At 59.1% G+C, this 24,312-nt stretch carries 31 protein-coding genes and 1 tRNA gene; 22 read left to right on the forward strand and 10 right to left on the reverse strand.

The window, feature by feature from the left end; genetic code table 11:
* The first annotated feature begins 86 nt into the window (after nt 1–86).
* Together ACN2TU_RS13785 and ACN2TU_RS13790 are read left to right on the forward strand one after the other, a co-directional pair.
* Nucleotides 87–548: a DUF7847 domain-containing protein gene (locus ACN2TU_RS13785; protein WP_435156059.1), complete on the forward strand. Its 462-nt coding sequence runs from the start codon at nt 87–89 to the stop codon at nt 546–548.
* A complete protein-coding gene (locus ACN2TU_RS13790) occupies nt 548–1,027 on the forward strand; it encodes a hypothetical protein (protein WP_435156061.1) in 480 nt (159 codons plus the stop codon). The genes ACN2TU_RS13785 and ACN2TU_RS13790 overlap by 1 nt, the downstream gene beginning before the upstream one ends.
* Nucleotides 1,028–1,127: 100 nt before the next feature.
* Here ACN2TU_RS13790 and ACN2TU_RS13795 read toward each other — a convergent pair whose 3' ends face one another.
* The gene (locus ACN2TU_RS13795) at nt 1,128–1,307 is read right to left on the reverse strand and encodes a hypothetical protein (RefSeq protein ID WP_435156063.1); all 180 of its coding nucleotides are present in this window, start codon (nt 1,305–1,307) and stop codon (nt 1,128–1,130) included.
* A gap of 377 nt (nt 1,308–1,684) precedes the next feature.
* Between ACN2TU_RS13795 and hemC the strand changes: the two genes are divergently transcribed.
* Genes hemC through ACN2TU_RS13810 form a run of 3 tightly spaced genes read left to right on the forward strand, consistent with a single transcriptional unit; the run spans nt 1,685 to nt 4,965 of the window.
* Nucleotides 1,685–2,797 (forward strand): hydroxymethylbilane synthase, encoded by a 1,113-nt coding sequence (hemC, locus tag ACN2TU_RS13800; protein ID WP_435156065.1) that lies wholly within the window; start codon nt 1,685–1,687, stop codon nt 2,795–2,797.
* On the forward strand, nt 2,794–3,525 hold the full coding sequence (locus ACN2TU_RS13805) for a uroporphyrinogen-III synthase (protein WP_435156066.1): 732 nt from the start codon (nt 2,794–2,796) through the stop codon (nt 3,523–3,525). The genes hemC and ACN2TU_RS13805 overlap by 4 nt, the downstream gene beginning before the upstream one ends.
* 27 nt (nt 3,526–3,552) lie before the next feature.
* Nucleotides 3,553–4,965, forward strand: coding sequence for a DHH family phosphoesterase (locus ACN2TU_RS13810; RefSeq protein ID WP_435156068.1), 1,413 nt, complete (start codon nt 3,553–3,555; stop codon nt 4,963–4,965).
* Between the two features lie 659 nt (nt 4,966–5,624).
* Here the strand turns inward: ACN2TU_RS13810 and ACN2TU_RS13815 are convergent.
* Nucleotides 5,625–6,623, reverse strand: coding sequence for a YeiH family protein (locus ACN2TU_RS13815; RefSeq protein ID WP_435156069.1), 999 nt, complete (start codon nt 6,621–6,623; stop codon nt 5,625–5,627).
* A gap of 270 nt (nt 6,624–6,893) precedes the next feature.
* Between ACN2TU_RS13815 and ACN2TU_RS13820 the strand changes: the two genes are divergently transcribed.
* The 4 genes from ACN2TU_RS13820 to ACN2TU_RS13835 all read left to right on the forward strand — a co-directional run bounded on the left by ACN2TU_RS13820 (nt 6,894) and on the right by ACN2TU_RS13835 (nt 10,462).
* Nucleotides 6,894–7,220: a DUF5783 family protein gene (locus tag ACN2TU_RS13820; protein WP_435156071.1), complete on the forward strand. Its 327-nt coding sequence runs from the start codon at nt 6,894–6,896 to the stop codon at nt 7,218–7,220.
* Nucleotides 7,221–7,476: 256 nt separating this feature from the next.
* Complete coding sequence (locus ACN2TU_RS13825) at nt 7,477–7,827, forward strand: NifU family protein (protein WP_435156072.1); 351 nt, start codon at nt 7,477–7,479, stop codon at nt 7,825–7,827.
* Between the two features lie 81 nt (nt 7,828–7,908).
* Nucleotides 7,909–9,411: a sulfatase gene (locus tag ACN2TU_RS13830; RefSeq protein WP_435156073.1), complete on the forward strand. Its 1,503-nt coding sequence runs from the start codon at nt 7,909–7,911 to the stop codon at nt 9,409–9,411.
* A 1-nt stretch (nt 9,412) separates the two neighbouring features.
* Nucleotides 9,413–10,462 carry a lysylphosphatidylglycerol synthase transmembrane domain-containing protein gene (locus ACN2TU_RS13835; RefSeq protein WP_435156074.1) on the forward strand — a complete coding sequence of 350 codons (1,050 nt, stop codon included), beginning with the start codon at nt 9,413–9,415 and terminating at the stop codon, nt 10,460–10,462.
* 21 nt (nt 10,463–10,483) lie between these two features.
* Here the strand turns inward: ACN2TU_RS13835 and ACN2TU_RS13840 are convergent, their stop codons facing one another.
* Together ACN2TU_RS13840 and ACN2TU_RS13845 are read right to left on the reverse strand one after the other, a co-directional pair.
* Entirely contained in the window at nt 10,484–11,377 is an 894-nt protein-coding gene (locus ACN2TU_RS13840) for a ketopantoate reductase family protein (RefSeq protein ID WP_435156075.1), read from the reverse strand.
* A 30-nt stretch (nt 11,378–11,407) separates the two neighbouring features.
* Nucleotides 11,408–11,731 (reverse strand): DUF7130 family rubredoxin-like protein, encoded by a 324-nt coding sequence (locus tag ACN2TU_RS13845; RefSeq protein WP_435156077.1) that lies wholly within the window; start codon nt 11,729–11,731, stop codon nt 11,408–11,410.
* A 191-nt stretch (nt 11,732–11,922) separates the two neighbouring features.
* Between ACN2TU_RS13845 and ACN2TU_RS13850 the strand changes: the two genes are divergently transcribed.
* From ACN2TU_RS13850 to ACN2TU_RS13870, 5 genes are all read left to right on the forward strand, one after another.
* Nucleotides 11,923–12,258, forward strand: a complete 336-nt coding sequence (locus ACN2TU_RS13850; RefSeq protein ID WP_435156078.1) for a hypothetical protein — start codon at nt 11,923–11,925, stop codon at nt 12,256–12,258.
* Nucleotides 12,259–12,306: 48 nt separating this feature from the next.
* Nucleotides 12,307–13,119: a prephenate dehydratase gene (gene pheA, locus ACN2TU_RS13855; protein WP_435156079.1), complete on the forward strand. Its 813-nt coding sequence runs from the start codon at nt 12,307–12,309 to the stop codon at nt 13,117–13,119.
* Between the two features lie 74 nt (nt 13,120–13,193).
* Complete coding sequence (gene hsp14, locus ACN2TU_RS13860; RefSeq protein WP_435156080.1) at nt 13,194–13,631, forward strand: archaeal heat shock protein Hsp14; 438 nt, start codon at nt 13,194–13,196, stop codon at nt 13,629–13,631.
* Nucleotides 13,632–13,690: 59 nt separating this feature from the next.
* Nucleotides 13,691–14,143 (forward strand): peroxiredoxin, encoded by a 453-nt coding sequence (locus ACN2TU_RS13865; RefSeq protein WP_435156082.1) that lies wholly within the window; start codon nt 13,691–13,693, stop codon nt 14,141–14,143.
* A gap of 271 nt (nt 14,144–14,414) precedes the next feature.
* Complete coding sequence (locus ACN2TU_RS13870) at nt 14,415–15,059, forward strand: HAD family hydrolase (RefSeq protein WP_435156084.1); 645 nt, start codon at nt 14,415–14,417, stop codon at nt 15,057–15,059.
* Between the two features lie 24 nt (nt 15,060–15,083).
* Here ACN2TU_RS13870 and ACN2TU_RS13875 read toward each other — a convergent pair whose 3' ends face one another.
* Entirely contained in the window at nt 15,084–17,426 is a 2,343-nt protein-coding gene (locus ACN2TU_RS13875; RefSeq protein ID WP_435156195.1) for a DEAD/DEAH box helicase, read from the reverse strand.
* A 285-nt stretch (nt 17,427–17,711) separates the two neighbouring features.
* On the opposite strand from ACN2TU_RS13875, the gene ilvA reads away from it, so the two are divergent.
* The 4 genes from ilvA (at nt 17,712) to ACN2TU_RS13895 (ending at nt 19,740) form a co-directional block, all read left to right on the forward strand.
* Nucleotides 17,712–18,923 carry a threonine ammonia-lyase gene (ilvA, locus tag ACN2TU_RS13880; RefSeq protein ID WP_435156197.1) on the forward strand — a complete coding sequence of 404 codons (1,212 nt, stop codon included), beginning with the start codon at nt 17,712–17,714 and terminating at the stop codon, nt 18,921–18,923.
* Between the two features lie 121 nt (nt 18,924–19,044).
* Nucleotides 19,045–19,425 (forward strand): Rid family detoxifying hydrolase, encoded by a 381-nt coding sequence (locus ACN2TU_RS13885; RefSeq protein ID WP_435156086.1) that lies wholly within the window; start codon nt 19,045–19,047, stop codon nt 19,423–19,425.
* 2 nt (nt 19,426–19,427) lie between these two features.
* Nucleotides 19,428–19,616, forward strand: coding sequence for a DUF7981 family protein (locus tag ACN2TU_RS13890; protein WP_435156088.1), 189 nt, complete (start codon nt 19,428–19,430; stop codon nt 19,614–19,616).
* A gap of 42 nt (nt 19,617–19,658) precedes the next feature.
* Nucleotides 19,659–19,740: transfer RNA gene (locus ACN2TU_RS13895), tRNA-Ser, on the forward strand.
* 64 nt (nt 19,741–19,804) lie between these two features.
* Here the strand turns inward: ACN2TU_RS13895 and ACN2TU_RS13900 are convergent.
* A complete protein-coding gene (locus tag ACN2TU_RS13900; RefSeq protein WP_435156089.1) occupies nt 19,805–20,008 on the reverse strand; it encodes a hypothetical protein in 204 nt (67 codons plus the stop codon).
* Between the two features lie 99 nt (nt 20,009–20,107).
* Between ACN2TU_RS13900 and ACN2TU_RS13905 the strand changes: the two genes are divergently transcribed.
* Entirely contained in the window at nt 20,108–20,521 is a 414-nt protein-coding gene (locus ACN2TU_RS13905) for a thiamine-binding protein (RefSeq protein ID WP_435156090.1), read from the forward strand.
* A 38-nt stretch (nt 20,522–20,559) separates the two neighbouring features.
* Here ACN2TU_RS13905 and ACN2TU_RS13910 read toward each other — a convergent pair whose 3' ends face one another.
* Nucleotides 20,560–20,790, reverse strand: a complete 231-nt coding sequence (locus ACN2TU_RS13910; RefSeq protein ID WP_435156091.1) for an Lrp/AsnC ligand binding domain-containing protein — start codon at nt 20,788–20,790, stop codon at nt 20,560–20,562.
* Between the two features lie 87 nt (nt 20,791–20,877).
* Nucleotides 20,878–21,081 carry a hypothetical protein gene (locus ACN2TU_RS13915; protein ID WP_435156093.1) on the reverse strand — a complete coding sequence of 68 codons (204 nt, stop codon included), beginning with the start codon at nt 21,079–21,081 and terminating at the stop codon, nt 20,878–20,880.
* A gap of 38 nt (nt 21,082–21,119) precedes the next feature.
* Here ACN2TU_RS13915 and ACN2TU_RS13920 point away from each other — a divergent pair, with 38 nt between their 5' ends.
* Nucleotides 21,120–21,500, forward strand: coding sequence for an ABC transporter permease subunit (locus ACN2TU_RS13920; protein ID WP_435156094.1), 381 nt, complete (start codon nt 21,120–21,122; stop codon nt 21,498–21,500).
* Here the strand turns inward: ACN2TU_RS13920 and ACN2TU_RS13925 are convergent, their stop codons facing one another.
* Nucleotides 21,501–21,665: a YegP family protein gene (locus tag ACN2TU_RS13925; RefSeq protein WP_435156199.1), complete on the reverse strand. Its 165-nt coding sequence runs from the start codon at nt 21,663–21,665 to the stop codon at nt 21,501–21,503.
* A 294-nt stretch (nt 21,666–21,959) separates the two neighbouring features.
* Here ACN2TU_RS13925 and ACN2TU_RS13930 point away from each other — a divergent pair, with 294 nt between their 5' ends.
* Together ACN2TU_RS13930 and ACN2TU_RS13935 are read left to right on the forward strand one after the other, a co-directional pair.
* The gene (locus ACN2TU_RS13930; RefSeq protein WP_435156096.1) at nt 21,960–22,577 is read left to right on the forward strand and encodes a CAP domain-containing protein; all 618 of its coding nucleotides are present in this window, start codon (nt 21,960–21,962) and stop codon (nt 22,575–22,577) included.
* An 81-nt stretch (nt 22,578–22,658) separates the two neighbouring features.
* On the forward strand, nt 22,659–23,243 hold the full coding sequence (locus ACN2TU_RS13935; protein ID WP_435156097.1) for a DUF7344 domain-containing protein: 585 nt from the start codon (nt 22,659–22,661) through the stop codon (nt 23,241–23,243).
* Between the two features lie 12 nt (nt 23,244–23,255).
* Here the strand turns inward: ACN2TU_RS13935 and rtcA are convergent, their stop codons facing one another.
* Nucleotides 23,256–24,275, reverse strand: a complete 1,020-nt coding sequence (rtcA, locus tag ACN2TU_RS13940) for an RNA 3'-terminal phosphate cyclase (protein WP_435156098.1) — start codon at nt 24,273–24,275, stop codon at nt 23,256–23,258.
* Nucleotides 24,276–24,312 lie beyond the last annotated feature (37 nt).

Raw genomic sequence — 24,312 nt, forward strand, 5'->3', positions numbered from 1 at the left:
TGGGGCGAAAAGTCGCAGACAGCAGGATGGTACGGACTCTCAAAGTATTACGGAATTTAATAACTTTGTGTTGAGAAGATGTGCCCATGGCCGTCGTTAATGCCCTCCGAACTGCCGGTCGAACAGTCCTCCGAAACCCGATTATCCTGTTGGCTACTGCCCTCTTGGGGGTTGTTCAGTTGCCACAGTTGCTTGCACAATCCATCAACTCGGTTCTCGTGGGTCTCTTTTCACTCGTCCTCAGCCTTCTGTTGCTATTCGTCACCCCGTTTTTCCAAGCCGGTCTCATCGGCATGGCAAACGAGGCGATAGACGGACGGACACGCTTCGGAACGCTCGTCTCGGAAGGGAAAGACCACTACGTGCCGGTGTTTGGCGTCTACTTGCTCATCATGGCGGTGAGCATCGCGGTCGGTATCGGAGTCGCAGTCGCGGCCTTCGCAGGCATCGGTACGGTGCTCGCCACCGGTGGCGAACCGAGCGTCACAATGCTCGCCGTGTTCCGCAGGCGACATTCGTTTTATCCCCCCGTCCTAACAGGTGCATAATGAAACGTCCACGACTTTCCGGCGACCGGGTAGAGTCGCGCTGGTGGTACTGGATTGCGGCGGTGCCCGTCGTCGTCGCCTTCTGGTTGGTGACCGTCGCATGGGTTGCCTTTGCCATGTCGGTAGACCCCAGTTTCGTCGGCGACTCTCCGCCGCCGTTTCTCGTTCGTCTCCTCATCGCCACTCCGCATGCAACCGTCGTTTCGTTGGTCGCAGTCGGAATTCCCTTTGCCATCCTCATCGCCATCCTGCCACTCGCGGTGTTTCAGGACACGGTCGCAATCAACCGTTCCGAAACCGGGTGGGAGCCATCGAGTCGGAATTTCGCCCTCGCCGGATTGTTTGGACTCGTCTCCGCAGTCGTGGTTGGCGTGCTGACCATCGACCTTTCGCTTGCCATCATCGCCGGAATCATCCTGAGCGTTCCACTCGCGCTGTACTATCTTCGGGAACGCCACGAGAAGCTTGGTGTTCCGTGACGATTCGGATTTTGTGTTATTGTCAGTGATTTCCCTGCTTTCGATGGTCTGTTCTCGGAGAATTATCCACAGGAGACCATCAACGAAGTAACTTGTAAAACTACAGCACAGCAGGACGTGCTGGCTCCAAAAACCGCATGCGGACAGTCGTGCCGACCGCTGGCACGACTGTCCGCGCTCGCGGGTCGTCCCTCCTCGCTCGCAATCGAGGCAGAACGCTTGCCTCGTACTCCCCTTCCCTCCCCGGGCGTCCGAACACCTTCGTCGACCGCTGGCTCACGTGTCTTCACCGCGCATCCTGAAATCGGCGAATCGACCACCGTGCTGTTGCCGGTGACACACCCACCAGAGAGGAAGCAATTCACCGGAAAGCCCGTGGTCCTCTGAGCAATCAAAACCGAACGCCAATTTTGAGACACCGCGAGTGAGGAGCGAAGCGACGAACGAGCGGGCCGACGAATTCCCCGGAGGGGGTGAGGAATGTCTTCGTGAGCGAAGCGAGGGAAGGCTCGGAAGTCGCAGCCCGCGGAACGCAGTGAGCAGGAACGTCTTCCGGTGCTTTTGGTTCAGATTTTCCCAGTGAGCGGCACTGCCGCGCGAACACAGCAAAAGGTGGTGTTCGAAGATGGTTTTAACGTCCGGTGCGCAGAGATGGATATGAGCAATCGCGGAAAGGAGGTTACGCTGGCCACACGAGGCTCAGACCTCGCTATTCGACAGTCGGGGGAGGTAACGGCGGCACTAGAAGACCGCCGGTTCTCGGTCGAACTGGTCGAGGTCGAGACGACGGGTGACCAACTGGACGATGCACTCATCACGGAACTCGGCAAGACGGGCGCATTCGTCCGTGATTTGGATCGGAAAGTGCTGGATGAAGAGGTGGACGGTGCGATTCACTCGATGAAGGATATGCCGACCGAGCATCCGAGCGAACTCATCGTCGCGGGCGTCCCCGAGCGCGCGAGCGCGAACGACGTGCTCATCACGCCCGACGGAAAGCCAATCGACGCGCTTCGGGAGGGTGCAGTCGTGGGTACGTCCAGCCTTCGTCGAAAGGCACAGTTGTTGAACCATCGCCCCGACCTCACGGTCGAACCGCTGCGCGGGAACGTCGATACCCGAATCGAGAAACTGCTCGCCCCGGTGCTCCAGGTGGAACACGAAGAGCGCACCGAGGAAGAGAAAGAACGCAAGGCACACACCGGGAAGAAAGACAGCTACGAGTTCCCGTACGATAAGCGAGTCGAGGAGTGGTTCGACGACCTCACCGAAATCCAACGACGAGCACTCGAACGCGAAATCGAGACGGAGTACGACGCAATCGTTCTCGCCGAAGCGGGACTCCAGCGAAGTGGCCTCGCTCACCATGTCGAGTACGATCGACTCCCCCAGAGCCAGTTCGTCCCTGCGCCCGGACAGGGCGCGCTGGCAGTCACCACGCTCGACAACGAACTTTCGCGGGACATCAACACGGTTCTCGACCATCCACGGACGCGGGTCGAGACGACCGTCGAACGGACGATTCTCCGCGAGTTGAACGGTGGTTGTATCGCCCCGATTGGCGTTCACGCCATCATCCAAGGTGAAAACGTCCACGTAGATGTACAGGTGTTCAGTCAGGACGGGTCAGAGCACGTCTCGCTGAAACGCGATATTCCGATTCAGACGCACGTTACGGGAGCAAAGAAGGTCGCGAGCGAACTCGCAGACCGCGGTGCCCGCGACCTCATCGCTGCGGCGCGAAAAGAAATGGGAGTGGACGAAGAATGAAAATAGCCGTCTTCCGCCCGGACGACGAGCGACTAGAGAACGCGGTCGAACTGCTCGAATTGCTCGATGTAGACCCGGTTCCCGACCCGATGCTCGCGGTTCAACCGACCGGAAAGAAACCACGACGCGCCGATTTCGTCGTCCTGACGAGCAAAACGGGCGTCGAACTCGCACACGAGGCCGGATGGAATCCCGGTGAGGCCACAGTGTGTGCTATCGGCGAGGGTACCGCCGCAACGCTCCGCAAATACGGCTACGAGGTTGACATCGTCCCTGAGAAATTCTCCTCCCGCGGATTGGTCGCCGTACTTGCAGACCGCGTGGACGGACAGCGCGTCGAAGTCGCTCGAAGCGATCACGGGAGCGACGTTCTCACCGATGGTCTCGCGGATGCCGGTGCAGCGGTTCACGAAACCGTCCTGTACGAACTCGTCTGTCCGAAGGGGTCGGGCGAGTCCGCAGAACTCGCCGCCAAGGGTGAACTCGACGGCGTCTTGTTTACCTCGTCACTCACCGTCGAGCATTTTTTGAAGGCCGCAAAAGAGCGGGGAGTTCGAGAGGAAACGATGACGAATCTCGATGATATGACCGTTGGCGCGATTGGCGGCCCGACACACGATACAGCCCGTAATCACGGGATTCGCGTCGATGTGGTTCCACAAACCGCGTCGTTTGACCGATTAGCACGTGAAGCGGTCGAACATCTCGGTGACAAGGCGGAGGTTTAAACGAGAAGCCGAGACAATGATGTACCGATGAGTGTCCCGGTTCCGGAACTACGCGAGCGTGCGACGGCCTGTGCGGACAGATTACGCGATACGGACGAGATTCTGCTTGCTTCTCATATCGACGCAGATGGACTGACGAGCGCCGCGATTGCGTCGTCCGCGCTCTCCCGTGCCGGAATTCCGTTCGAGACGGTGTTCAGCAAGCAACTGGATGCGGAGGAAATCGCATCTATCGCTGCTACGGAGTACGACACGGTTCTCTTCACTGATTTCGGGAGCGGACAGCTGGACATCATCGCCGAACACGAGTCGGCGGGCGAGTTCACGCCCGTCATCGCCGACCATCACCAACCGGCGGATGCGGACACCGAATTCCATCTCAATCCGCTTCTTTTCGGCCTCGATGGGTCGTCGGAACTCTCCGGTGCCGGTGCGAGTTACGTCCTCGCGCGGGCACTCGAATCCGACAGCACCGATAATCGTGACCTCGCGGCACTCGCCGTCGTCGGTGCCGTTGGCGACATGCAAATTTCGGACGGCGAACTCGTCGGTGCGAACACGGGCATCGTCGAAGAGGGAATCGAGGCTGGCGTCGTCGAAACCGGAACCGACCTCGCGCTGTACGGGAAACAGACCAGGCCGCTTCCCAAACTGCTCGAGTACGCGACTGACGTGTACATTCCAGGCATTTCGAACAACAAGAACGGTGTTCTTCGATTCCTCGATGGCGTCGGTATCGACCTGATGGAGGATGGCGACTGGCGGCGGTGGGTCGATTTGACCGACGACGAGCGCCAAACCGTCGCCAGCGCGCTGGTCAAGCGCGCGATGCGGAAGGGTGTCCCCGCCAAGAAAATCGACGGACTGGTCGGTACCTCCTACATTCTCGCGTCCGAACAAGAGGGAACCGAACTCCGTGACGTGAGCGAGTTTTCGACGCTCCTCAACGCGACGGCGCGCTATGAACGAGCGGATGTCGGCCTCGCCGTGTGTCTCGGTGACCGCCACGAGGCGTTGGAGCGCGCACGAACGCTCTTGACGAACCATCGACGGAACCTTTCCGAAGCCATCAGTTGGGTACAGTCGGAGGGTGTCACGCGGGAGGAACACGTTCAGTGGTTCCACGCCGAAGACCGCGTCCGCGAGACCATCGTCGGCATCGTCGCCGGGATGGCGGTCGGTGCAGACGGTATCGACCGCGGAACGCCCATCTTCGCCTTTGCGGAGAAGAACGACGAAGAAGTGAAAGTCTCCGCACGTGGAACACCCGGACTCACGCGCAAGGGTCTCGACCTTTCTATCGTGATGAAAGAGGCATCTCGCGCGGTCGGCGGTGACGGTGGTGGCCACAACGTGGCTGCTGGCGCGACGGTACCGAAAGACACAGAAGCCGAGTTCGTCGCGCACGCCGACGAACTCGTCGGCAAACAGTTGGAGTAGTCGGAGGTTTCTGTCGATTTTTATGCTCGGGTTTCCGAGTCCCCTGGGTTTGATATCGCGACATGTGGTTTATGAAGTGTATGGTTGGAGTTCACATACGCTGCGGAAAAACACGTTTTGAGGGCCGATAGCTCCCGGGTTTTGAACCGTCGGTCTACAATCACTCAGGACTCCTTGTCCGAATCCGCTTTCGTGTTCTGGTTCGTGGGGAGTCCCGACGCGACCGATGGATGCGAGTGTGCTGTCTCGAAAGATTGCAATGAATGTGCGGTGTTATCGACCGACGTGGCTAGCGTGGTTTCACGCCTAAAGACTTCGCTTCGGGTGGGCTTCGTGGCTCGGTTGGTGCGGGGTCGGGTATCGTCCCGGTTTTTCGAGACCCGCCTTTCCATCCGATACTGTTTGAGTGAGGATTTTGTTCTCGAATTTCGACTCACACCCATTTGCACAGGACGGATTGGCTCTCGCCCGTGGAACGAAGCCACGGGCGCTGTCTCGGTTCGTACTATCAAAACCCGACTTTCCTCGTGGTATATTTCATACTGCTATACGAAACAAGGCCTTCCTTCACATCCGGTTCGACTGACACCGCGCTCGTCACGCGTTGGCAGATGGTCTATGAAAACACCTACTCGGGATTTGCTGCGGTGAAGCCTTGGCTATAGAATAATACTGAGCAACACGAGCACGGTGGAACTGACGATGACGAAACTCACCAACACGACGGCAATCGGTTCGAATCCGGTCGAGCGCAGTTCGTCGAGTCGGAGCTCCAACCCTAACCCGGCAAATGCGAGCATGAACAGCCAGTTCGAGGCGTGTTCTAGCGAGGTAATGTGTGTTGCATCGATGATACCGATATTGGCGAGAATCATGAGAAATAGAAAGCCGAAGACGAACTTCGGGAAGGTTCGCCAGAGATGGCTCGTTTCTCCAGCCGATATCCCATCGCTGTCGCTGCGTCGCAGGTAGTACAGCGCGTACCCCGTTGCGGCGAGGCCGATGAGCGCGTTTCTGGCCAGCTTGACCAACACTGCCCATTCCCCTGCCGTCTCCGAAAAGGTGAATCCGACTGCGGTGACCGGGCCGGTACTGAACATGGTCAATCCTGCCCAGATACCGAACATTCTATCCGAGAGTCCGAGTGTGTGACCGACTGTCGGATACGTGATGAGCGTTAGCGTGTCGAACAGCAGAACGGTTCCGGCGGCGTAGGCGATTTGCCGCTCATCAGCGTCGATGCTGCCCGCGACGGCGACGACTGCGGACACGCCGCAGATGCTCGACCCGGCGGCGAGCAGTGACCCGGTCTTTTCGGTGATGCCGAAGCAGTAGCGCGCGAGGAGTTCGACAGTGACGATGGCGACTGCCACAGTTCCCACGATAAATGCGAGTATTGTTGGCCCGGCACCCACCACGCGGTCGAAGGCGACGCTCGCGCCCATCACGACGATTCCGGCTTCCAGCCACAGTTTGTGTGTTCTGATTCCCGCTTTCGCCCACCTCGGCTGTCCGACCGTATTTCCGACGACGATGCCGACGAGTATCGTGGCGATGAGGTAGTCGAAAAACGGGAGGACGACGGAAATCGCTCGTCCGAGCACACCGATTGCGACGAGAAGGAGGACGCCGAGAGTGAGCTCTTTTCCGTTTTTCATCGTTTTACCACGGAATCGTTCCGCCCGCCAGCACGAAGCAGAGGAGACAGAGGCCGACGAGCACTGCTTGCCAGTCTTGGTCGAGATCCGTCATCCAACGCCGAATGAACCTAAGCCGAGCCATTGTTTCTATGTCACCGAGACCCCTGTTTCGATGCGTCGTGTGTTTCTCGTTGCGGGTCGAATATATGCCCTTGCTTGTCGGCTGGCGGGCCATCCAACCGTCTCCGAACAGTCCCATTTTTACCCACCCCTCTCCACGTTTCGGGCATGACCGAGTTCGACCCCGAGAAGTTCGAGGACAAGTACGTTCACTACTTCAACGAACTCCAGCGGGCGTACAAGAACGCCTTCAACTACATGAACGAACGATACGACTCCGAACTCATTCACGCCATCGACCAGCAGGTGCTGAACGAGAGCGAACCCTTCTACGAGGGAGACGGTGAGTTCCGAATCGACCTCCCCGATAACCCCGCCGACCGCGTGCAGGGAGTGCTCGTCGATGATGAAAAGCTCGAAACGGTGCTGGAAACCTACGTCGAACGAATCGAGTCCGAACTGCGTCGTGTCTTCGGACTTCAATCGAACGACTAACGTTCGCGGTCGAGTGCCTGTTCTGCGGTCTCTTCGGCACCCTCGGAGAGTGCTTCGCTCACGCCGCCTTCCAAGAATCACTCGACCGTTTCGAGCAGTATTTTCGGTGGATTCATTGAGATCGCTACGATTCGTGAATCCGACATATCCTTTCCATCGGCTTCACGGCAACCTGCGCGGAGACCCGGCGAGTGTCGCCGATTTCGCCCTGTGAGCAGTGGAAAGGCCTAAGGATGCTGGAACCATACCTCGGCACATGAGCACCGAAACTCAGGAAGACGGCGACGACCTCGAAGAGCGGGTCAGCAACTTCCTGCGCCGCAACTTCCCGCAGATTCAGATGCACGGTGGGAGTGCTGCCATCCAGAACATCGACCGCGAAACCGGTGAAGTCACCATCATGCTCGGCGGCGCATGTAGTGGCTGTGGCATCTCCCCGATGACGATTCAGGCCATCAAGAGCCGAATGGTCAAAGAGATTCCCGAAATCGAGAAGGTCAACGCCGACACCGGCATGGGCGGCGGTGGTGGCGGTATGAATCCATCCTTCCCCGGCGAAACCAGCGACGACGGCGACGACGACGAAGGTCCACAGGCACCGTTCTGACGGCAGTATTTTTAGTTTTTGGCCGGTTCCACGCACAGAATCACGATATTTATCCCATCGGACGCTGTAGCAGGCGACAGTATGACGAACGACGACGCCACGGCGCAGAACGTGGTATTCGTTGTGATGGATACGGTGCGCAAAGACCACCTCTCCGTCTACGGATACGACAAACCGACGACGCCGGGCCTCGAACGGTTCGCGGAGGATGCGACCGTCTTCGAGCAGGCCGTTGCTCCCGCCCCCTGGACTCTGCCGGTTCACGCTTCGCTGTTTACCGGAATGTACCCCAGCGAACACGGTGCGAGTCAGGAAAACCCCTATCTTGAGGGTGCGACGACGCTCGCAGAAACACTCTCCGCCGCCGGATACGACACGTCTTGTTACTCTTCGAACGCGTGGATTACGCCGTACACCCATCTCACCGATGGATTCGACGACCAGGACAACTTCTTCGAAGTGATGCCTGGCGACTTCCTCTCCGGTCCGATGGCCAAGGCGTGGAAGATGATGAACGACAATGAGAAACTCCGCACCGTCGCGGACAAACTCGTCAGCCTCGGCAACGTGGCACACGAGTATCTCGCAAGCGGCGAGGGCGCGGATTCGAAGACGCCGCAGGTCATCGACCAAACCATCGAGTTCATCGACAACTCCGATGGCCCGTACTTCTCGTTCATCAACCTGATGGACGCGCACCTGCCGTACCACCCGCCGAAGGAGTACCGACAGCAGTTCGCGCCGAACGTCGATTCGACCAAGGTGTGCCAGAACTCGAAGGAGTTCAACTGCGGTGCACGCGACATCAGCGACAAGGAATGGGACGCGATTCGCGGCCTCTACGATGCGGAAATCCGCCACATCGACGACCAACTCCAGCGACTGTTCTCGTGGATGCAGGAGAACGACGAGTGGGACGATACGATGGTCGTCATCTGTGCCGACCACGGCGAACTCCACGACGAACACAACCTGTACGGCCACGAGTTCTGTATCTACGACCCGCTCATCAACGTCCCGCTGATGGTCAAACATCCGGAACTGGATGCCGACGTGAGCGACCAGCAGGTCGAACTCATCGACCTCTATCACACCGTTCTCGACCATGCTGGCGTTTCTGGGTCGCGCTCGACCCGACCACTCGACGAAGCGCGGTCGATTCTCAACGCAGATTACCGTTCGTTCGCCGAGGACGTACCGGGCGACGGCGAGTGTGCGTTCGTGGAGTACTACCGCCCCGTCGTCGAGTTGAAACAGCTCGAAGAGAAGGCAAAGCGCGCGAACATCACCCTCGACAAGGATTCGCGCTTTTACTCCCGGATGCGGTCGGCCCGCCGTCCCGACGCCAAGTACATCCGCAACGAGCGTATCGCGGACGAGTTCTACCACTTGGACGAAGACCCCGACGAACTCCATAACGCCCGCGGCGAGGAAAGCGAGGAGGAAGTCGAACTCGAAGCGGCGCTCTCGGACTTCGAAGAAAGCGTTGGGGGCGAGTGGAAGGAAGTCTCGGACGACGACGTGTTGGGCGACATGAACGACGACGCAAAAGACCGATTGCAAGACCTCGGTTACATAGACTAACGTGACTGACGAGTCGGCACCGGACGGCGGGAAGGCGCTGTCCGCAGGACTGTCTGAACGCTTCGGCACTGGGAAGCTACTTGCAGGATTCGTCGTCGCAGGCGTCTTGCTTTATTTGTTGGTCGTCGTCGCCGGATGGCGACGCGTAATTGACGCCCTGGAGGGGGCGGATTACACGTGGGTCTGGATAGCCTGCGCTTCGACGATCGTCGGACTGGCCGCGTGGGGCAAGGCGTGGCAGATCGTCCTCGCGGTACTCGACATCGAAGTGAAGTTCAAACGCCTCGTCGTTACTTACTTCGCGGCCACCTTCGCGAACTACATTACGCCTCTCGGACAGGCGGGCGGTGAACCGTTCATCGCCTACATCCTGTCACGGGATACGGAAGCGAACTACGAGGATAGCCTTGCCAGCGTCGTGACGGCAGACCTGCTCAACCTCCTGCCGTTTTTCAACTTTGCCGCACTCGGTCTGAGCTACCTACTCCTCAGAGCATCGCTTCCGGACAACGCGAAAACGCTCGCACAGGGTCTCGTCATATTGGCGTTCGGCGTTCCGGCGATCGCCTACGCCGGGTGGCGATACCGTGACCGCGTCGAGGACATCGTTCTCGGCCTCGTAACCCCCTTCGCCAGCCGAACGTCTCGGCTGACCGTCGAAAGCGTTCGGAAGCGAATCGACCGGTTCTACGAATCGCTGGAGCGAATCGCGGACGAACCACGCGAACTGCTGTTCGCGCTCCTCTTCTCATACACCGGGTGGATATTTTTCGCCCTCCCGCTGTACTTCGCTGGGCGGTCGCTCGGACTGCCACTCGGATTGGTGCTCGTGCTGTTTATCGTTCCAGCAAGCACGCTGGCCGGATTGACGCCGACGCCGGGTGGATTGGCGGGAGTCGAGGCGGCTTTGGTCGTTCTCATCGTCGGACTCGTCCCTGCGATTCCCACGGGTGCGGCCGTCGCGGCCACGCTCATCTATCGGTTCGCGAGCTACTGGTTCGTGCTCGTCGTTGGCGGGCTCGCGTCACTGTTCGTTATCATGCGGTCGTGAAATTCCAGCTGTCCCCCGCTTTCACACGTTCGAGTGTTCCCACGTTTTGACGAGTCCGCTGAGCGTCCGATTTACCGGCGTTTCGATATCGTGTTCGCGTCCACGGGCGACGACGAACCCGTTTATCGCGTCGATTTCGGTTCGGCGACCTGCCTCCATATCTTGGCGCATCGAGGACGTGTTCGAGATGGTCGCGGACGCGACCGTCTCGACTGCCGAAACCGCCTCCTCGACGGGTAGTTCGACACCCGCTGCCCGAGCAACGTGCGCGGTTTCGCGGGCCGCGGCCGTCGCGATTTCGTGGGCAGTTCCCGACAGCACGGCACCGTTTTTCACCCGCGAGAGGGCAGTCGTGGGGTTGATACCGGCGTTCACGGCGAGCTTTTCCCACAGTCTGCGTGGCATGTCGTACACGATTTCCGTCTCGATTCCGGCAGTGATGAAAGCGTCTCCGATTCGCCGTGCCGAGTCGGAGCGGCCGCCCGCTTGCGATCCGAGAACGACCTCGCCGATTCCGGTGCATTCGACGACTCCGGGTTCCGTCAGCACCGCCCCGTAGCTTGCGGTTCCGGCAAGAATCGGGCAATCGAGATGTTCGGCGAGGAGTTCCTCGTTTCCCATCCCGTTCTGGAGCGAGAGCACGGCGTCGAACTCACCGGTCGCCAACACTCGCGCCGCAGTTTCCGTCTGAAACGCCTTGACGGTCACGATGACGCAGTCGGCCCGTAGTTCGCGCCCGTCATCGGTCGCGTCCGGGTGAACTCGAAAGTCGAACTCGCCCTCGACGGCGAGGCCGGAGGAACGAACTTCGCTCGCGTGTGGGTTGCGAGCAACGAGCGTTACCCTGTGCTCGCGGCCGAGCAGGCCACCGATGAGGCTCCCGAGACTTCCGGCACCGAACACGACGATATCCATACCCGACCGAGGGAGTGAAGGGTGAAAAACTCAGTCTTCCGTCCAGTAGTAGATATCCTCTTTTGGGACGTCGCAGTTCGGACACCTGTTCGGGAAGTTGTCATTCAAGTCGCCCATTTCGCCGCAGTTCGAACAGCGCCACATCAGCTCCGCTTCGCCGAAGTCGTGGCCTGCGCGAGCGTGGCCGATGGAAAGGGCTTCGTAGCCTTCTCGTATCGTGACGTAAAACCCGTCCTCATCGAAGCCACGGATGGTACCCAGTTTGTTCCCGTCCTCGTCGTGAATTGGCTGCCCGAGCTCGACTTTGTCCACGTCGGTCTCCTCGTCCGGTCGCTCGCCAGAGTTACTCACCATGGGTGATAACTCGTCGTTCTTCGTCTTAAATCCGACCGCCGTCCCGTGCTTTCGTACCGTGACAGGTTGGAAAAACGAGCGAGACGAGCGTCGCGTCGGAGATTCACCGATTTCCCGTGACCCCGTCTGCCTGCGTTCGCAAGCATCACGTTCAGGCGCGAGTTTCACGAACGAAACAACACTCGGAGCATATGACGGATACCAACCTCGATACGAAACACGGTCGAGTGACGACGGACCACCGGACTATCAGGCAGTGGGCTGAGGAGCGCGGCGGCAATCCTGCCGTGGAAGCAAAGGCGGAGAGAGGCATCACCATTCCCCGGATTCAGTTTTCGGACGACGAGGACGGCGATAGCACGATCGACGGCACGTCTATTTCGTGGCACGAGTGGTTCGAAGCGTTCGAATCCGGTGATTTTGCGTTCGCCTACCAGGAGAGAACATCCAACGACGAGACGCTCGACGGCGACGAGGGGCGATTTTACAAATTGGTCGACCGAACGGCCTCCAGAGAACACGCGTGATTTGCCACCCCCGACGCGCTTTTGCCCTCCGAACAGAGATTTCCCTGCATGCAGGCAGTCACACTCGGTCCGGCAGGAACCTACTCGCACCGCGCCGCCCGCGCAGTCGCGGACGACGTCGTATTCCGCGAGTCGGTCACCACCATCGTGGAAGCGGTCGCCGATGGGGAATATCCTCGCGGTGTCGTGCCAATCGAGAATAGCATCGAGGGAAGCGTCACGGGAACGCTCGACGCGCTCGCCGAGAACGACATCGCTGTCGTTCGCGAACTCGTGACCCCGATTCGTCATGCGCTGATGGCACAACACTCCGACTTCGAGACGGTCGCCAGCCACGCCCAGGCACTCGCGCAGTGTCGGGCCTACCTCGAAACCGAGTATCCGGACGCGAAACGGGAGGCGGTTGCCAGCACTGCTCGCGGCGTCGAACGCGCCCGCGCCGACACATCGGTGGCGGCGATTGCCCATCCGGATAATGCGGAGGAATTGACTGTTCTCGCCGAGGATATCCAGGAACGAACGTCGAACGCGACGCGGTTTTTCGTCGTCGCACCGGCGAGCGAGCGCTCACGTGCGGGCGGCAAAACGTCGCTCGTCGTCTATCCCAGCGCGAATCATCCCGGACTCTTGCTCTCGCTCCTCGAACCGTTCGCCGAGCGTGACATCAACCTCACACGCGTCGAATCACGCCCGAGCGGAGAGCGACTCGGTGACTACGTGTTTCATCTGGACTTCGAAGCCGGTCTCTACGAGGAACGTGCCGAAGAAGCAGTCGCCGAAGTCGAGGCGCTCGCCGAAAACGGCTGGGTGCGAAAAATCGGCTCGTACGACTCCGAACACGTCCTGTTCGGGTCGGATTGATGTCAGTGGGGAACGTTCAGGTCGGCGTGAATTTTTAAGAGTTAGCACGTCGAATCGATTTCTGGTGAGAGACTATGGCCAGACGTAGGAATCCATTCGACGAACTCGAAGAGATGTTCGAACGCATGGGCCGCCAGTTCGAAGAGATGGGCGGCCAGTTCGGTGGCGGTGAGATGGGCTGGAAGGCTGGCCCGATATCGGTCGATGTGGCCGACCAAGGCGACCAGTTCCTCGTCACCGCCGATTTACCGGGGTTCGAGAAGGACGACATCGACATCACGCTTCGGGACAACCGCCTTCGAATCGCAGCGGAGCACGAATCGGAAATCGAAGAAGGAGATGAGGAGTATCTGCGTCAAGAACGCAGCCAGCGGTCGATGAGTCGAACCATCTCGCTTCCCGACCCAGTGGACGAATCGAACGTCTCTGCGGAGTACCGAAACGGCGTGCTGACGGTGAAACTTCCGAAACTCGGCGGAAACGACGAATCGCACAGCATCGACGTCAACTAACAACAACCGCGTCGTAGCCGACCACAAACGGCTTGTCACTTCGGGCGCTATCGCCGACTATGACGCTCGAGGAAGGCGACGATGCACCCGACGTGACCGCGACAAACCAGCACGGCGAGACCGTCTCGCCCGATTTCGAATCCCCGACAGTCGTCTACTTTTACCCGCGTGACGACACACCGGGCTGTACCGTCGAGGCGAAGCAGTTCAACGCAGAACTAGAGACGTACTATGACGCTGGTGCGACGGTGTACGGTGTCTCAACCGACGACGTGGAAAGTCACGACGCCTTCGCGGAGAAGTTCGACCTCGAATTTGACCTGCTGGCCGACCCCGACGGCGAGATTGCGGATGCCTTTGGCGTCGAAGTCGAGAACGATTTCACGGCGAGAACTACGTTCGTCCTCGCGGATGGCGACGTGCAGGCCGTTTACAGCGGCGTTGACCCCGACGGCCACGCCCGTGAGGTGCTGTCCGACATGCTGGACGAGAAACTGGTAGTATTGGACTGAGTAGTCACGTCAGGCTGATTGGTGATGTAGTGGAAGTGGTAAACTGCCATCTTTTTGTTCGCTGGCTGAGCAGTTCGCGCACGGAAATTCGTTCGAACTTCCGAGAGGGTACTGTCGGCGCTATTCAATGGGTAATAACCGGTTTTTGTCTCATTTCTGCCAGTCGCCGGCGAACACGCGAATCGTGTCGGTCATGGCCCGAACTGGCCGCGGTTTCGGATTTAAACGTTCGGGCGAAGGTCTTTGACCGAGACGCGTGAAGTACTGAAAAATGGATGCGAAATCAATGAACGCGGTGCTGTTCGACATGGACGGCGTCATCGTGAACTCGGAGGACTTCTGGGTCGAACTCGAAGAGGAGACTATATTCCCCCAAGTACTCGAAGCGGACGTAGAGGCCGACGAAATAACGGGGATGAACTACCGCGAAATCTACGACTACCTCGATTCGGAGTACGAGACGACGGCGACGAAAGAGGAATTCATCGCCATCTACGACGAGGCCGCACAGCAACTCTACGGTGAACACGTCTCCCTGATGAACGGGTTTCACGACTTGCTCGCCGACCTGCGCGAAAACGGAACCGAAATCGCCCTCGTCTCCTCCTCTCCGCACCACTGGATAGAAATCGTTCTCGACCGCTTCGACCTCGACTTCGCGGAAGTCGTCAGCGCCGAGGATATCGATGCCCCGGGGAAACCGGAACCCGCGATTTACGAATACGCCGCAGGTCTCCTCGACAAACACGCGGACGAATGTGCCGCAGTCGAGGATTCGGAACACGGCATCGAATCGGCGGCCCGCGCGGGGGCCTACTGCATCGGCTATCCAAACGGTGCAAAAGAACTCGACCTCTCCGCGGCGGATGTGGTCGTCACGTCGCCTGCCGAACTGCGCGAAGAACTGCTCAACTGACCGGCGGTAAGCTAACTTTTCGGCTCACTCGACCTGTACCGTCCGGGAATCAGTTATCGGCACGAGTGGCAGGTCGGGGAATGCGACCCGAATCACGAACTCCATCTCGTCGTCGATGCCGCCGAAGACGCCGACCGGAACCGTCGCGTCGCTATCGAGATACGTCGATTTCGTCGTCATCTCGATGCCATTTACGGTGACTTCGACGACTGCCTGCTCGCCCTGTCCGCGATTTTCGAGGGTGACTTCCCGCATGTCGTTTTCCCCACGAGCGATTCGTTTGGGGAAGTTGCCCCATTCGATTTCCACGTCGGGCAGTTCGGAGGCACTTTCGACGACCTGCTCCGCGACGCCCTCGGTGAGTCCGGCCTCGATGAGGCCATCGACGCCAACCCTGCACACGTCGGCGGGTGTTTCCAGTCCTTCCTTGGCCAGTTTGCTTGCCCGACCAGCACCGACACCGTCGATGGCGGTGAGACCGACAGCACTCTCGCCGACGCCGTTTTCGAGTCGCGCTTCGACACGGGTCGCGAGATTCGCGGCCATCGGGCGGTCGAGCCGTTTCAAAAACGCGCGGAGCGCGGCGAGCAGTCGAACCGCGTTCTGCTGGATAACCCACGCGTCGCTTCGCAGTTCACCCGGCGTCGAACCGGTCATGCTGGCGCGAAGGATGGCGAGTACTTTGCGTCCGCCACCCTCCAAATCGCCCGAATCCTGGCCGACGAGCACGGAGTTGATCGCGTCGCGTTCGGACTGGCGAGCGTTCACGCTGTCGAACTCGGCAGCACCGGCGACCGCTTCGAGGATGGCTGGCGTGTCGATAGTCTCTTGCTTGGCAAGTCTGCGGAATCGCTCCGCCGTATCGAGGTCGAGGTAGAACTTCGAAGTCAGCATGGCGAGGGGCGTTCCGTCGATGCTGAGGTCGTCGCCTCGTTCCACGAATCCACGGGAGACGAGGCGTTTGAGCGTGTTCCGGACGCGTTCGCGGACGTTTTCGAAATCGTATTCGTCGGGTTTACTCTGCGCTCGAACGTAGTAGAACGTCGTTTCGAGCCACGACATCACGTCGTCCAAGTCCGAGATGGTACCCATAGCGATTTCCGCGTTCAGATGGGAATCGAGATCTTCCGCGAGACAGGACTCGATTTCCTTCCCCTCGCGGAGCAGTTTCCGGTATTTGTCCGCGTCCGCGTAGTCACAGACGATCCAACCATAGCCCACGTCGTCGTAGCCCGGCCTGCCCGCCCGTCCGAGCATCTGAAGCACGTCCAGCGGACTCATGTCCACCTCGCCTTCGAGCGGGTCGTGGAGTTTGGTGTCCCGCAGGACGACGCATCTGGCCGGGAGGTTGACTCCCCAAGCCAGCGTGGAGGTCGAAAAGAGGATTTGAATTTTCCCATCCTTGAACCACTCTTCGACCATGTCGCGGTCGTTTTTCGACAGACCGGCGTGATGGAAGGCAACGCCGTCGAGGACGGAGTTTCGCAGGGTGTCGTTCCGCAGGTCTTGGGTTTCGGTATGGAAATCGTAGTCCCCCCGCGCGCCGATTGGAATGTCGCGCTCGGCGATTTCGTCGCGGGTCTTCTTCGCGGCCTGCACCGTGTCCTGTCGGGAGGAGACGAACACGAGCGCCTGCCCGTCTTCACGGACGTGCGGTTCCGCGAGGTCCAAAGCGCGGTAGAGTCGCCGATATTTGTCCGCGAAGGAGTTGTCGCCGTGGGTGTAGGTCTTCACGTCGGCGTGCAAATCCACGGGGCGGTAGTCGTCGCCGAACTCGAAGATGGTCTCCGGCGGGGCATCGAGCCAGTTGGCCACGTCCCGTACGTTCGGCATCGTCGCGGAGAGCGCGACGATTCGAGGTTCGCAGAGGCGGCGAAGGCGCGAAATCGTCACTTCGAGGACGCTCCCGCGCTTGTCGGAATCGAGCAGGTGAACCTCGTCGATGACACAGCAGTCAACATCAGTAATGAACGAGTAGCGCGCAGAATCGTGTTTCCGGGTCGCCGAGTCGGTTTTCTCCGGCGTCATCACGAGGATGTCGGCGCGTTCGGCCCGGCGCGGGTTCAGATCGCGCTCGCCCGTGACGACGTACACCGAGTAGCCGAGTTCCTCGAAGCGTTCCCATTCGGTCTCCTTTTCGTTCGTCAGCGCGCGCATCGGCGCGATGAACAGCGCGGTGCCACCGTCGCGAAGTGCCTTGCAAATCGCCAGTTCGGCGAGGGCAGTCTTGCCGCTCGCCGTCGGCGCGCTGGCGACCACGTTCTCCCTGCTGTCGAGCAGTGCTGGGAGCATCTCTCTCTGCATCCGGTTGAACTCATCGAAGGCGAACGCCTCCGCGAACTCGGGAACCGCCTCGGAGACCTGCATCATTTCGTAGGCAGAGTGGGGGGCAGAAAGGCGTTTCTGTACTCACTCGTCACGGCGACACAATATTTCTGATTTCGGTGGAACCATGCCGTTTGGAACTACTTGGCACAAACCGCATCCTCCGTGCGACGAGACCGTATTACGATGGTTCTTCCACGAACCGCAATACTTCATCGCCTCCGTTTTTGCAATAGTAACTCGGAATCGGATTCTCAGACCGTAACCGCCGCCGGATTCGCTGGTCGTTCCCAAACCATAATGCGACCCGAAAAACTACCGACCACCATGCTCGAACTCGAAGACGTGCTTTCGGCCCGCAAGCGAGTGGCCGAAACGGCCCGTCACACACCGCTCGACTACTCGCACACCTTTTCTCGGATGACGGGCGCGGAAGTCCACTTGAAACTGGAGACGTTCCAGCGCACGGGGTCGTTCAAGATTCGCGGCGCGACGAACCGCATCATGACACTCTCCGAGGAAGAAAAGGAGGCGGGCGTCGTCACGGCCAGCGCGGGCAACCACGCACAGGGGGTCGCGCTTGCGGCCACCCGAAGCGGCGTGGAATCGAAAATCGTCATGCCGGAACACGCTCCGATTTCGAAGGTTCGGGCCACCCAGAACTACGGTGCCGAAACTGTCCTCTACGGCGAAGATTACGACGAGGCCGCGGAACGCGCCCACGAAATCGAGGACGCCGAGGGGCGAACCTACGTTCACGCCTTCGACGACGAGAAGGTGATGGCCGGGCAAGGCACCATCGGCCTCGAAATCATCGATGATTTGCCGGACGTTGATACCGTCGTCGTCCCCATCGGCGGCGGTGGCCTCATCAGCGGCATCGCCACCGCAATCAAGGGCCACAATCCGGACGTTCGAATCGTCGGCGTGCAGTCCGAAGGGGCATCGAGCGTCGCCGATTCGCTCCAGAAGGGGTCGGTACAGACCCTCGATAGCGTGGACACCATCGCGGACGGAATCGCCACCCGGAGCGTCGGTCACAAGAATTTCGACGTCATCGAATCCCGTGTGGACGAAGTCGTCACCGTCTCCGATTCGGAAACTGCGGTCGCCCTCGCCTATCTCCTCGAACGCGGAAAGACGCTGGTGGAAGGGGCAGGTGCGGTTACCCTCGCCGCGATTCTCGAAGGCAAGTTCGACTTCGACGAGGACGAGGTCATCGTCCCCGTGCTGAGCGGCGGCAACATCGACATGAACGTCCTCACCACGGTCATCATGCGCGGACTGGTCGAGACGGGGCGCTACCTGAAAATCAAGACGGTGCTCAAAGACCGTCCCGGGTCGCTCCACGAACTGCTGGACGTTATCGCCGGGGCGCAGGCGAACATCTACGCCATCCAGCACGACCGAACCTCCCGCGACATCGCCATGAACGCGACGGAAGTCGAACTCGATCTCGAAACTCGCGGCCCGGAACACGTCGATAGCTTGCTTGAATCGCTCCGTGAGAGTGGTTTCGACGTGGAAGTGCTCGTCTGAGTTCATCCCGTCTTCGACACTGCTACTCTGCTTACAATTCGTCTCGATTTTCCGGTTCGAGACGACTGCATTTCGTCTCCTCTTGACGTAGGTTTAAGTTCTGGCGGGCGAACACACCGACATGAAGCGCGTTATTAGCACACAGGACGCCCCCGAGGCAGTCGGCGCGTACAGTCAGGCAACCACGAACGGAAACATCCTGTTTACTGCCGGTCAGATTCCGATGACACCCGACGGCAACCTGCTCGATGACGAGGAGATCGCCGTGCAGACCCGACAGAGTTTGGAGAACGTCAAAGGTATCCTCGAAGAGGAAGGCCTGACCATGCAGGACGTGCTGAAGGTAACCGTCTTCATGGACGACATCGAGGATTTCGACGAGATGAACGAATCCTACAAGGAGTACTTCCAAGACAATCCACCGGCCCGAAGCGCCGTCGAAGTCGCCAACCTGCCGAAAGGCGTCGGTGTCGAAATCGAAGCCATCGCCAGCACCGAGTAAGCGTGAATCCCCGCGTCAAGGCGAGTTTGCTGTGGGGCGTCGTCGGCGTCCTCGCGTTTCTCGTTCTCTTACAGGGGTATGAACTCTACTCCGGGTATCGGTACGCCATCGGACTGAAAGTCGGGACGACGCTTCTCGTCGCGGTCGGTACGATGCTTCTCACCTACGTCGCCGATGGGGTTCTCGATTAGAACAGAAGGGTTTAAACACCACACCCGGTTACGGATTGATAGGCCGGGATGGCCGAATGGCAAAGCGCACGCCTGGAAAGCGTGTTCCCGTATGGGATTCTGGGTTCAAATCCCAGTCCCGGCGTATTTTCCCGCGAACAAATCCGTAAGCACCGCGAAGCGCGTGCTCGTCGAAACGGGAAACAAAGTCACTCTCGTAACCGATATTTCGTCATCCCCTTCTCTCGCCGCCGTTCTACACGCCCTTCGACGACCAACTCGCTGAGCGATCGTTCGACCGTTTCTCGTGTGCCGTCCGAAACGAGCGAAACCAGCGACCGCTCGGTAATCGGCCCCGGATACGCTCGTTCGAGTTCTCGTATCACCGCCTCCTTCGTCGGTTCTGATGCCATTCTACCCCCACCGACGAACGTTCGACCGCCTCCGCCTTAGAACTCTGCCTACCACAAAGCAGTAGCCGCTGACTGACGAACGGTGATGGGGGAAGACAGATGACCGCAATCGCACGACTCGAAGTCGTACCGGTGGGGGAAGAGCGACTGTCAGATTCGATTGCTCAAGCGATTTCCGCACTCGACGGCTACGACGTCGGATACGAAACGACCGCAACCGATACCATCATCGAGGCAGAGACGGCCGATGAACTGTTCGACGCACTCAAGGCGGCACATGGAGCCACTCCCGGCGGACGAGTCATCACGTCTGTGGAAATCGACGACATCCGGGGCCGTGACCAGCGTGTATCCGACCGAGTTTCGTCCGTGGAACGCGCGCTCGGACGGCCACCCCGTCGTCAGCGCACATCGACTCGGGAGTCGTCGAAACAACCGGCTACGACACCGCGTCGGTACGGGCAGCCGAGAAATCAGTCGCCGATGACGCAAACGGGTCGAAGACGGAGATAACGAGGGCGACGCGGAGATGCGTCCCACACCGAAATGGTTCACTCCATCGCCATGTAGGTGTGAGTGCTTTCGACCCCGTGAATCGTCAGAATACCGGACGTGACGGTTTCTCTGACGTTCGCGGGCGTGTCAACGTCGATTTTTGCGATGATATCGACATCCCCGGCGACAATGTTGGCGGTAACGACACCATCGAGTTCCGTTATTGTATCACGTATTCGTTCCACTGACGGTACATTCGCTTTGATGAGAACGTATGCAGTAACCATCGTAACTTGCTCCCTACACATGGATAGACGGCAGCAATCAGCATAGGCTTCGCGACTGCCGAAGAAAGTCACGGCTACGCTGTCGATTCAATCGACCGAAACCCAATCCCATTCCTCGACCTCCGCCACCGAATCGTGCAGGTGACACGCCGCCGGATGCCCGGGGGCAGTGGCCTGCTCCTCGGGGGATTCGCGCTCGCAAACCGTCGAAAACTTCCGATATCGTCGCCCTCGAACGACTGGGTTGGTTACAAGCCATGTGGGATCCCCGATTCGGACTGTGGACGCCACAAAACTTCCCGTTCCTCGCATTCCCGCTGCTGGTCGTTATGACCAACCTTCTCGCAGTTCAAATTCGGTACACACGCTCGACATCGTTGGAGTACGTTCCCGCAGAGTTCGTGAAGACCCTTCACTCGAACGGTGCCAGCGCATGCGACGTTGGGCGTCACGTCCTCCGTAACGCCGCATTGCCACTCGTTTCGTTGTTTTTCGCGGAGACCGCGACCATCCTATTCATCACGATACTCGTGGTAGAAATGGTGTTCGGATTGCCCGGGTTCGGCACCCTCACGTTCAATGCGATCAAAGCGAGGGATCCGGGTCTCATCCTGGCAACGACGATGATACCCATTTTCATCGGGCTGGCTGGAAACCTCATCCAGGACATCGCCTACGCCGTTCTCGACCCACGTGTCGGTTACGAGTGATTACTCCAGAATCTCGATTTCGCTATTCGAGGCGTTCTCCTGTACGCTTTCGATACCGTTTTTCGCCGTCACCTGTCGTTTGTATCCTTCGCCACTATCCGCGATGATGTTGCCGTTGTCGTGAACCAGTTGCCATCGCCATTCGTCTCGGACATCCTGATACAGTTCGAAGGTTGCTCATCGGCAGTTATCGATACGGGAGGAATCAACGTACTACCCCATTTTTACCCATTTTTGGACTATCGAAACGGAATTTATTCAGTACGTTTCGAAACGCGAGCCGAGCGAAACTGTTTGGGCATCGTTTGTACCATTCGTCTACGTTTCGAGCGATGTCCGCTGGTGCGTTAGACGTTGCATCCCGTGGGGGCGAGGTGACCCTACGGAAAGCGCGTCGGATGCGGAGAAAGTAAAATTAGAGCATGGGGTTCATCTTTCTTGGGGTCGAAGGGGAACCGAATGCGTTCGCTCGTCCCTCCAATCCTCGTCCTCGCGGCGATGTTGTTCGTCGGCGCGTACATCGTCGGCTATCCCGTCCCCGGAGCGGAAACGCTCGATTCGCTACAGGGGGCGGAAGTAATCGAGGTACCGGACGACCGCCCGGAAGCGGTGACCGACCCGAACGACCCCCGATTTCGTCGTTGGGTCGAATTCTACATTCACATCTACGTGAACGAGGAGCGAACCGACCACGGACTCCAACCCGTCGAATTCGACGCCGCACTCCGTGATATCGCGCGCAATCATAGTGCGGAAATGGGTCGGGAGCAGTACTTCCAACACGTTTCCCCGTCGGGTGAAACTCCGGGTGACCGATATCGAACGGCGGATTACTACTGTATTCGAGGTGCGGGCGAGAACATCGCGTACACATCCTTCGACCGACGGGTGAAAACGGAAAACGGCACCGTCGTCCACTATCGAACTGCCGATGAACTCGCACGTGGCATCGTCTCACAGTGGATGAACTCCCCGAGCCATCGGGAAAACCTCCTCTCGGAAAACTGGGAACGAGAAGGAATCGGCGTCTACTATGCCGAAAGCGAGCGCATTTTCGCCACGCAGAACTTCTGTTGAGCCTTCACCCAAAAATCAAGTAGTTGTGATTATATATATATATATATCTGAAAAGAACATTCTTTTCGGGTATGACGAAAAATGGGAGGACACGCAGATGGGACGGACGAGATGGCAAAGTCGCTATCGAGAGATGTCGTATTCCAAGTGCTCAGCAATCAGCGACGACGGTATGCACTCCATTACCTTCGCCAACACGACGAACCAGTCGAAATCGGCGAACTGGCGACGCAAATCGCGGCATGGGAAAACGGCGTCACGAAGCAGGAAGTAACGTCTCAACAGCGAAAGCGACTGTACAACACCCTTCAGCAAGCACATCTGCCGAAACTCGACGAGACGGGGTTCCTCGACTACGACCCTGCCCACGCAACCATTTTGCTGACCGACAACGCGGAGAAACTAGCCGTATATCTCGAACTCGCCCCTGACAACGGCTTGCCATGGTCGGAGTACTACTTCGTCCTTGGTTGTATCAGCCTCGCGCTCGTTACCGGGGCATGGTTAGACGCCGGCTCGCTCGGACTCGTTCCGGATTTCGGCTGGGCAGTCGGACTCGCAGTGTTGGTCACGCTCTCGGGAGCAGCGAACGTCTATTACCACCGAAATCTCTATCGCGGGTACACGGAAGTGTCGGAATGGGAAAAACGGGAAGGGACGAACTGAACGGAGGCCGGATTACTCCGCAACGAGGGTGAGTGGTGTGCCACGGACGAGCGACACGTCGTAGCCGAACGCGGAAAGCAGTTCGATACTCGTTTCGACGTGGGCAGTCGTCTCGGGAATCGCGGCGCGCCCGCCCGCGAGCGCAAGAAAGATTATTAGCTGGTCTGCCAGATGCTCGTCGACCACGCCCTGACCGTCGTGAAATGCGGAAAACGCGCTTACGACGCGCTTTGCAATGTCCTCTGCGGGGACGCCTCGCTCACCTAATTCGTCGAATCCCGCAATTGAGAAGTTATCACTGGAATCGTACTCGGCACGAACGAGGAGCGAAGTTCCGTTGGAGTTCGATCTCGCGTACGTCGTTCGGCGTTCGAGGACGGAATGTCCCGCCGATTCGAGTCGGTGACGTGCGGTCTCCAACTGACGTTCCGCGACGTTCTGTTCGGCCAACGAGGAGGACGCTTTCGAATAAAGCCGGACACCTGCGAGTGACCCACGGTCCGTCAAGTCGATTCGTAAAAACGAGGAGGGGGCGAGCCACAGCGTCGCCTCGCCACCGCCGGCAGGATAGTAGCCGGTTCGACGGACATCGACGCCAGCCTGTAACCCGAACCGGCGGCAGAGCGGGAGTTTCACTTCGCGGAAATAGTCGATGGTCGGCGACCATCGAACGTCCGTCCCACCAGTGACCGTCACGGTAAGTGGTGTGTCGAGCGACGCTGCGAGCGGCAACAGTGCGTCGAAGACGAGCGTCATGCTTCCCGCCGTCCCGACATCGATTTCGAACCGGCCACCCTCGACCGGTTTCGGTCGAAACGTAAGCATCTCGGAACCGACCGCATCACCGTATAGTTCCGCGTTACAGGCGCGAGCGACGGCACGAACGGCAGCGAGATGTTGTGCCCTGAGTCCGGGATTCGAGCGGCCCGCTCGAATCCCGGTCATCCGAAACGGTTCACCGGAGAGTGCGGAAAGCGACACTGCGGAGCGAAGCAGTTGCCCGCCACCGGACGAACCGTCGAGCGAGTGCATTAGTCGGGGGTACGGAGTCGGACGTGAAAAGTGGGAA

It is taken from the genome of Haladaptatus marinus (assembly GCF_051194195.1).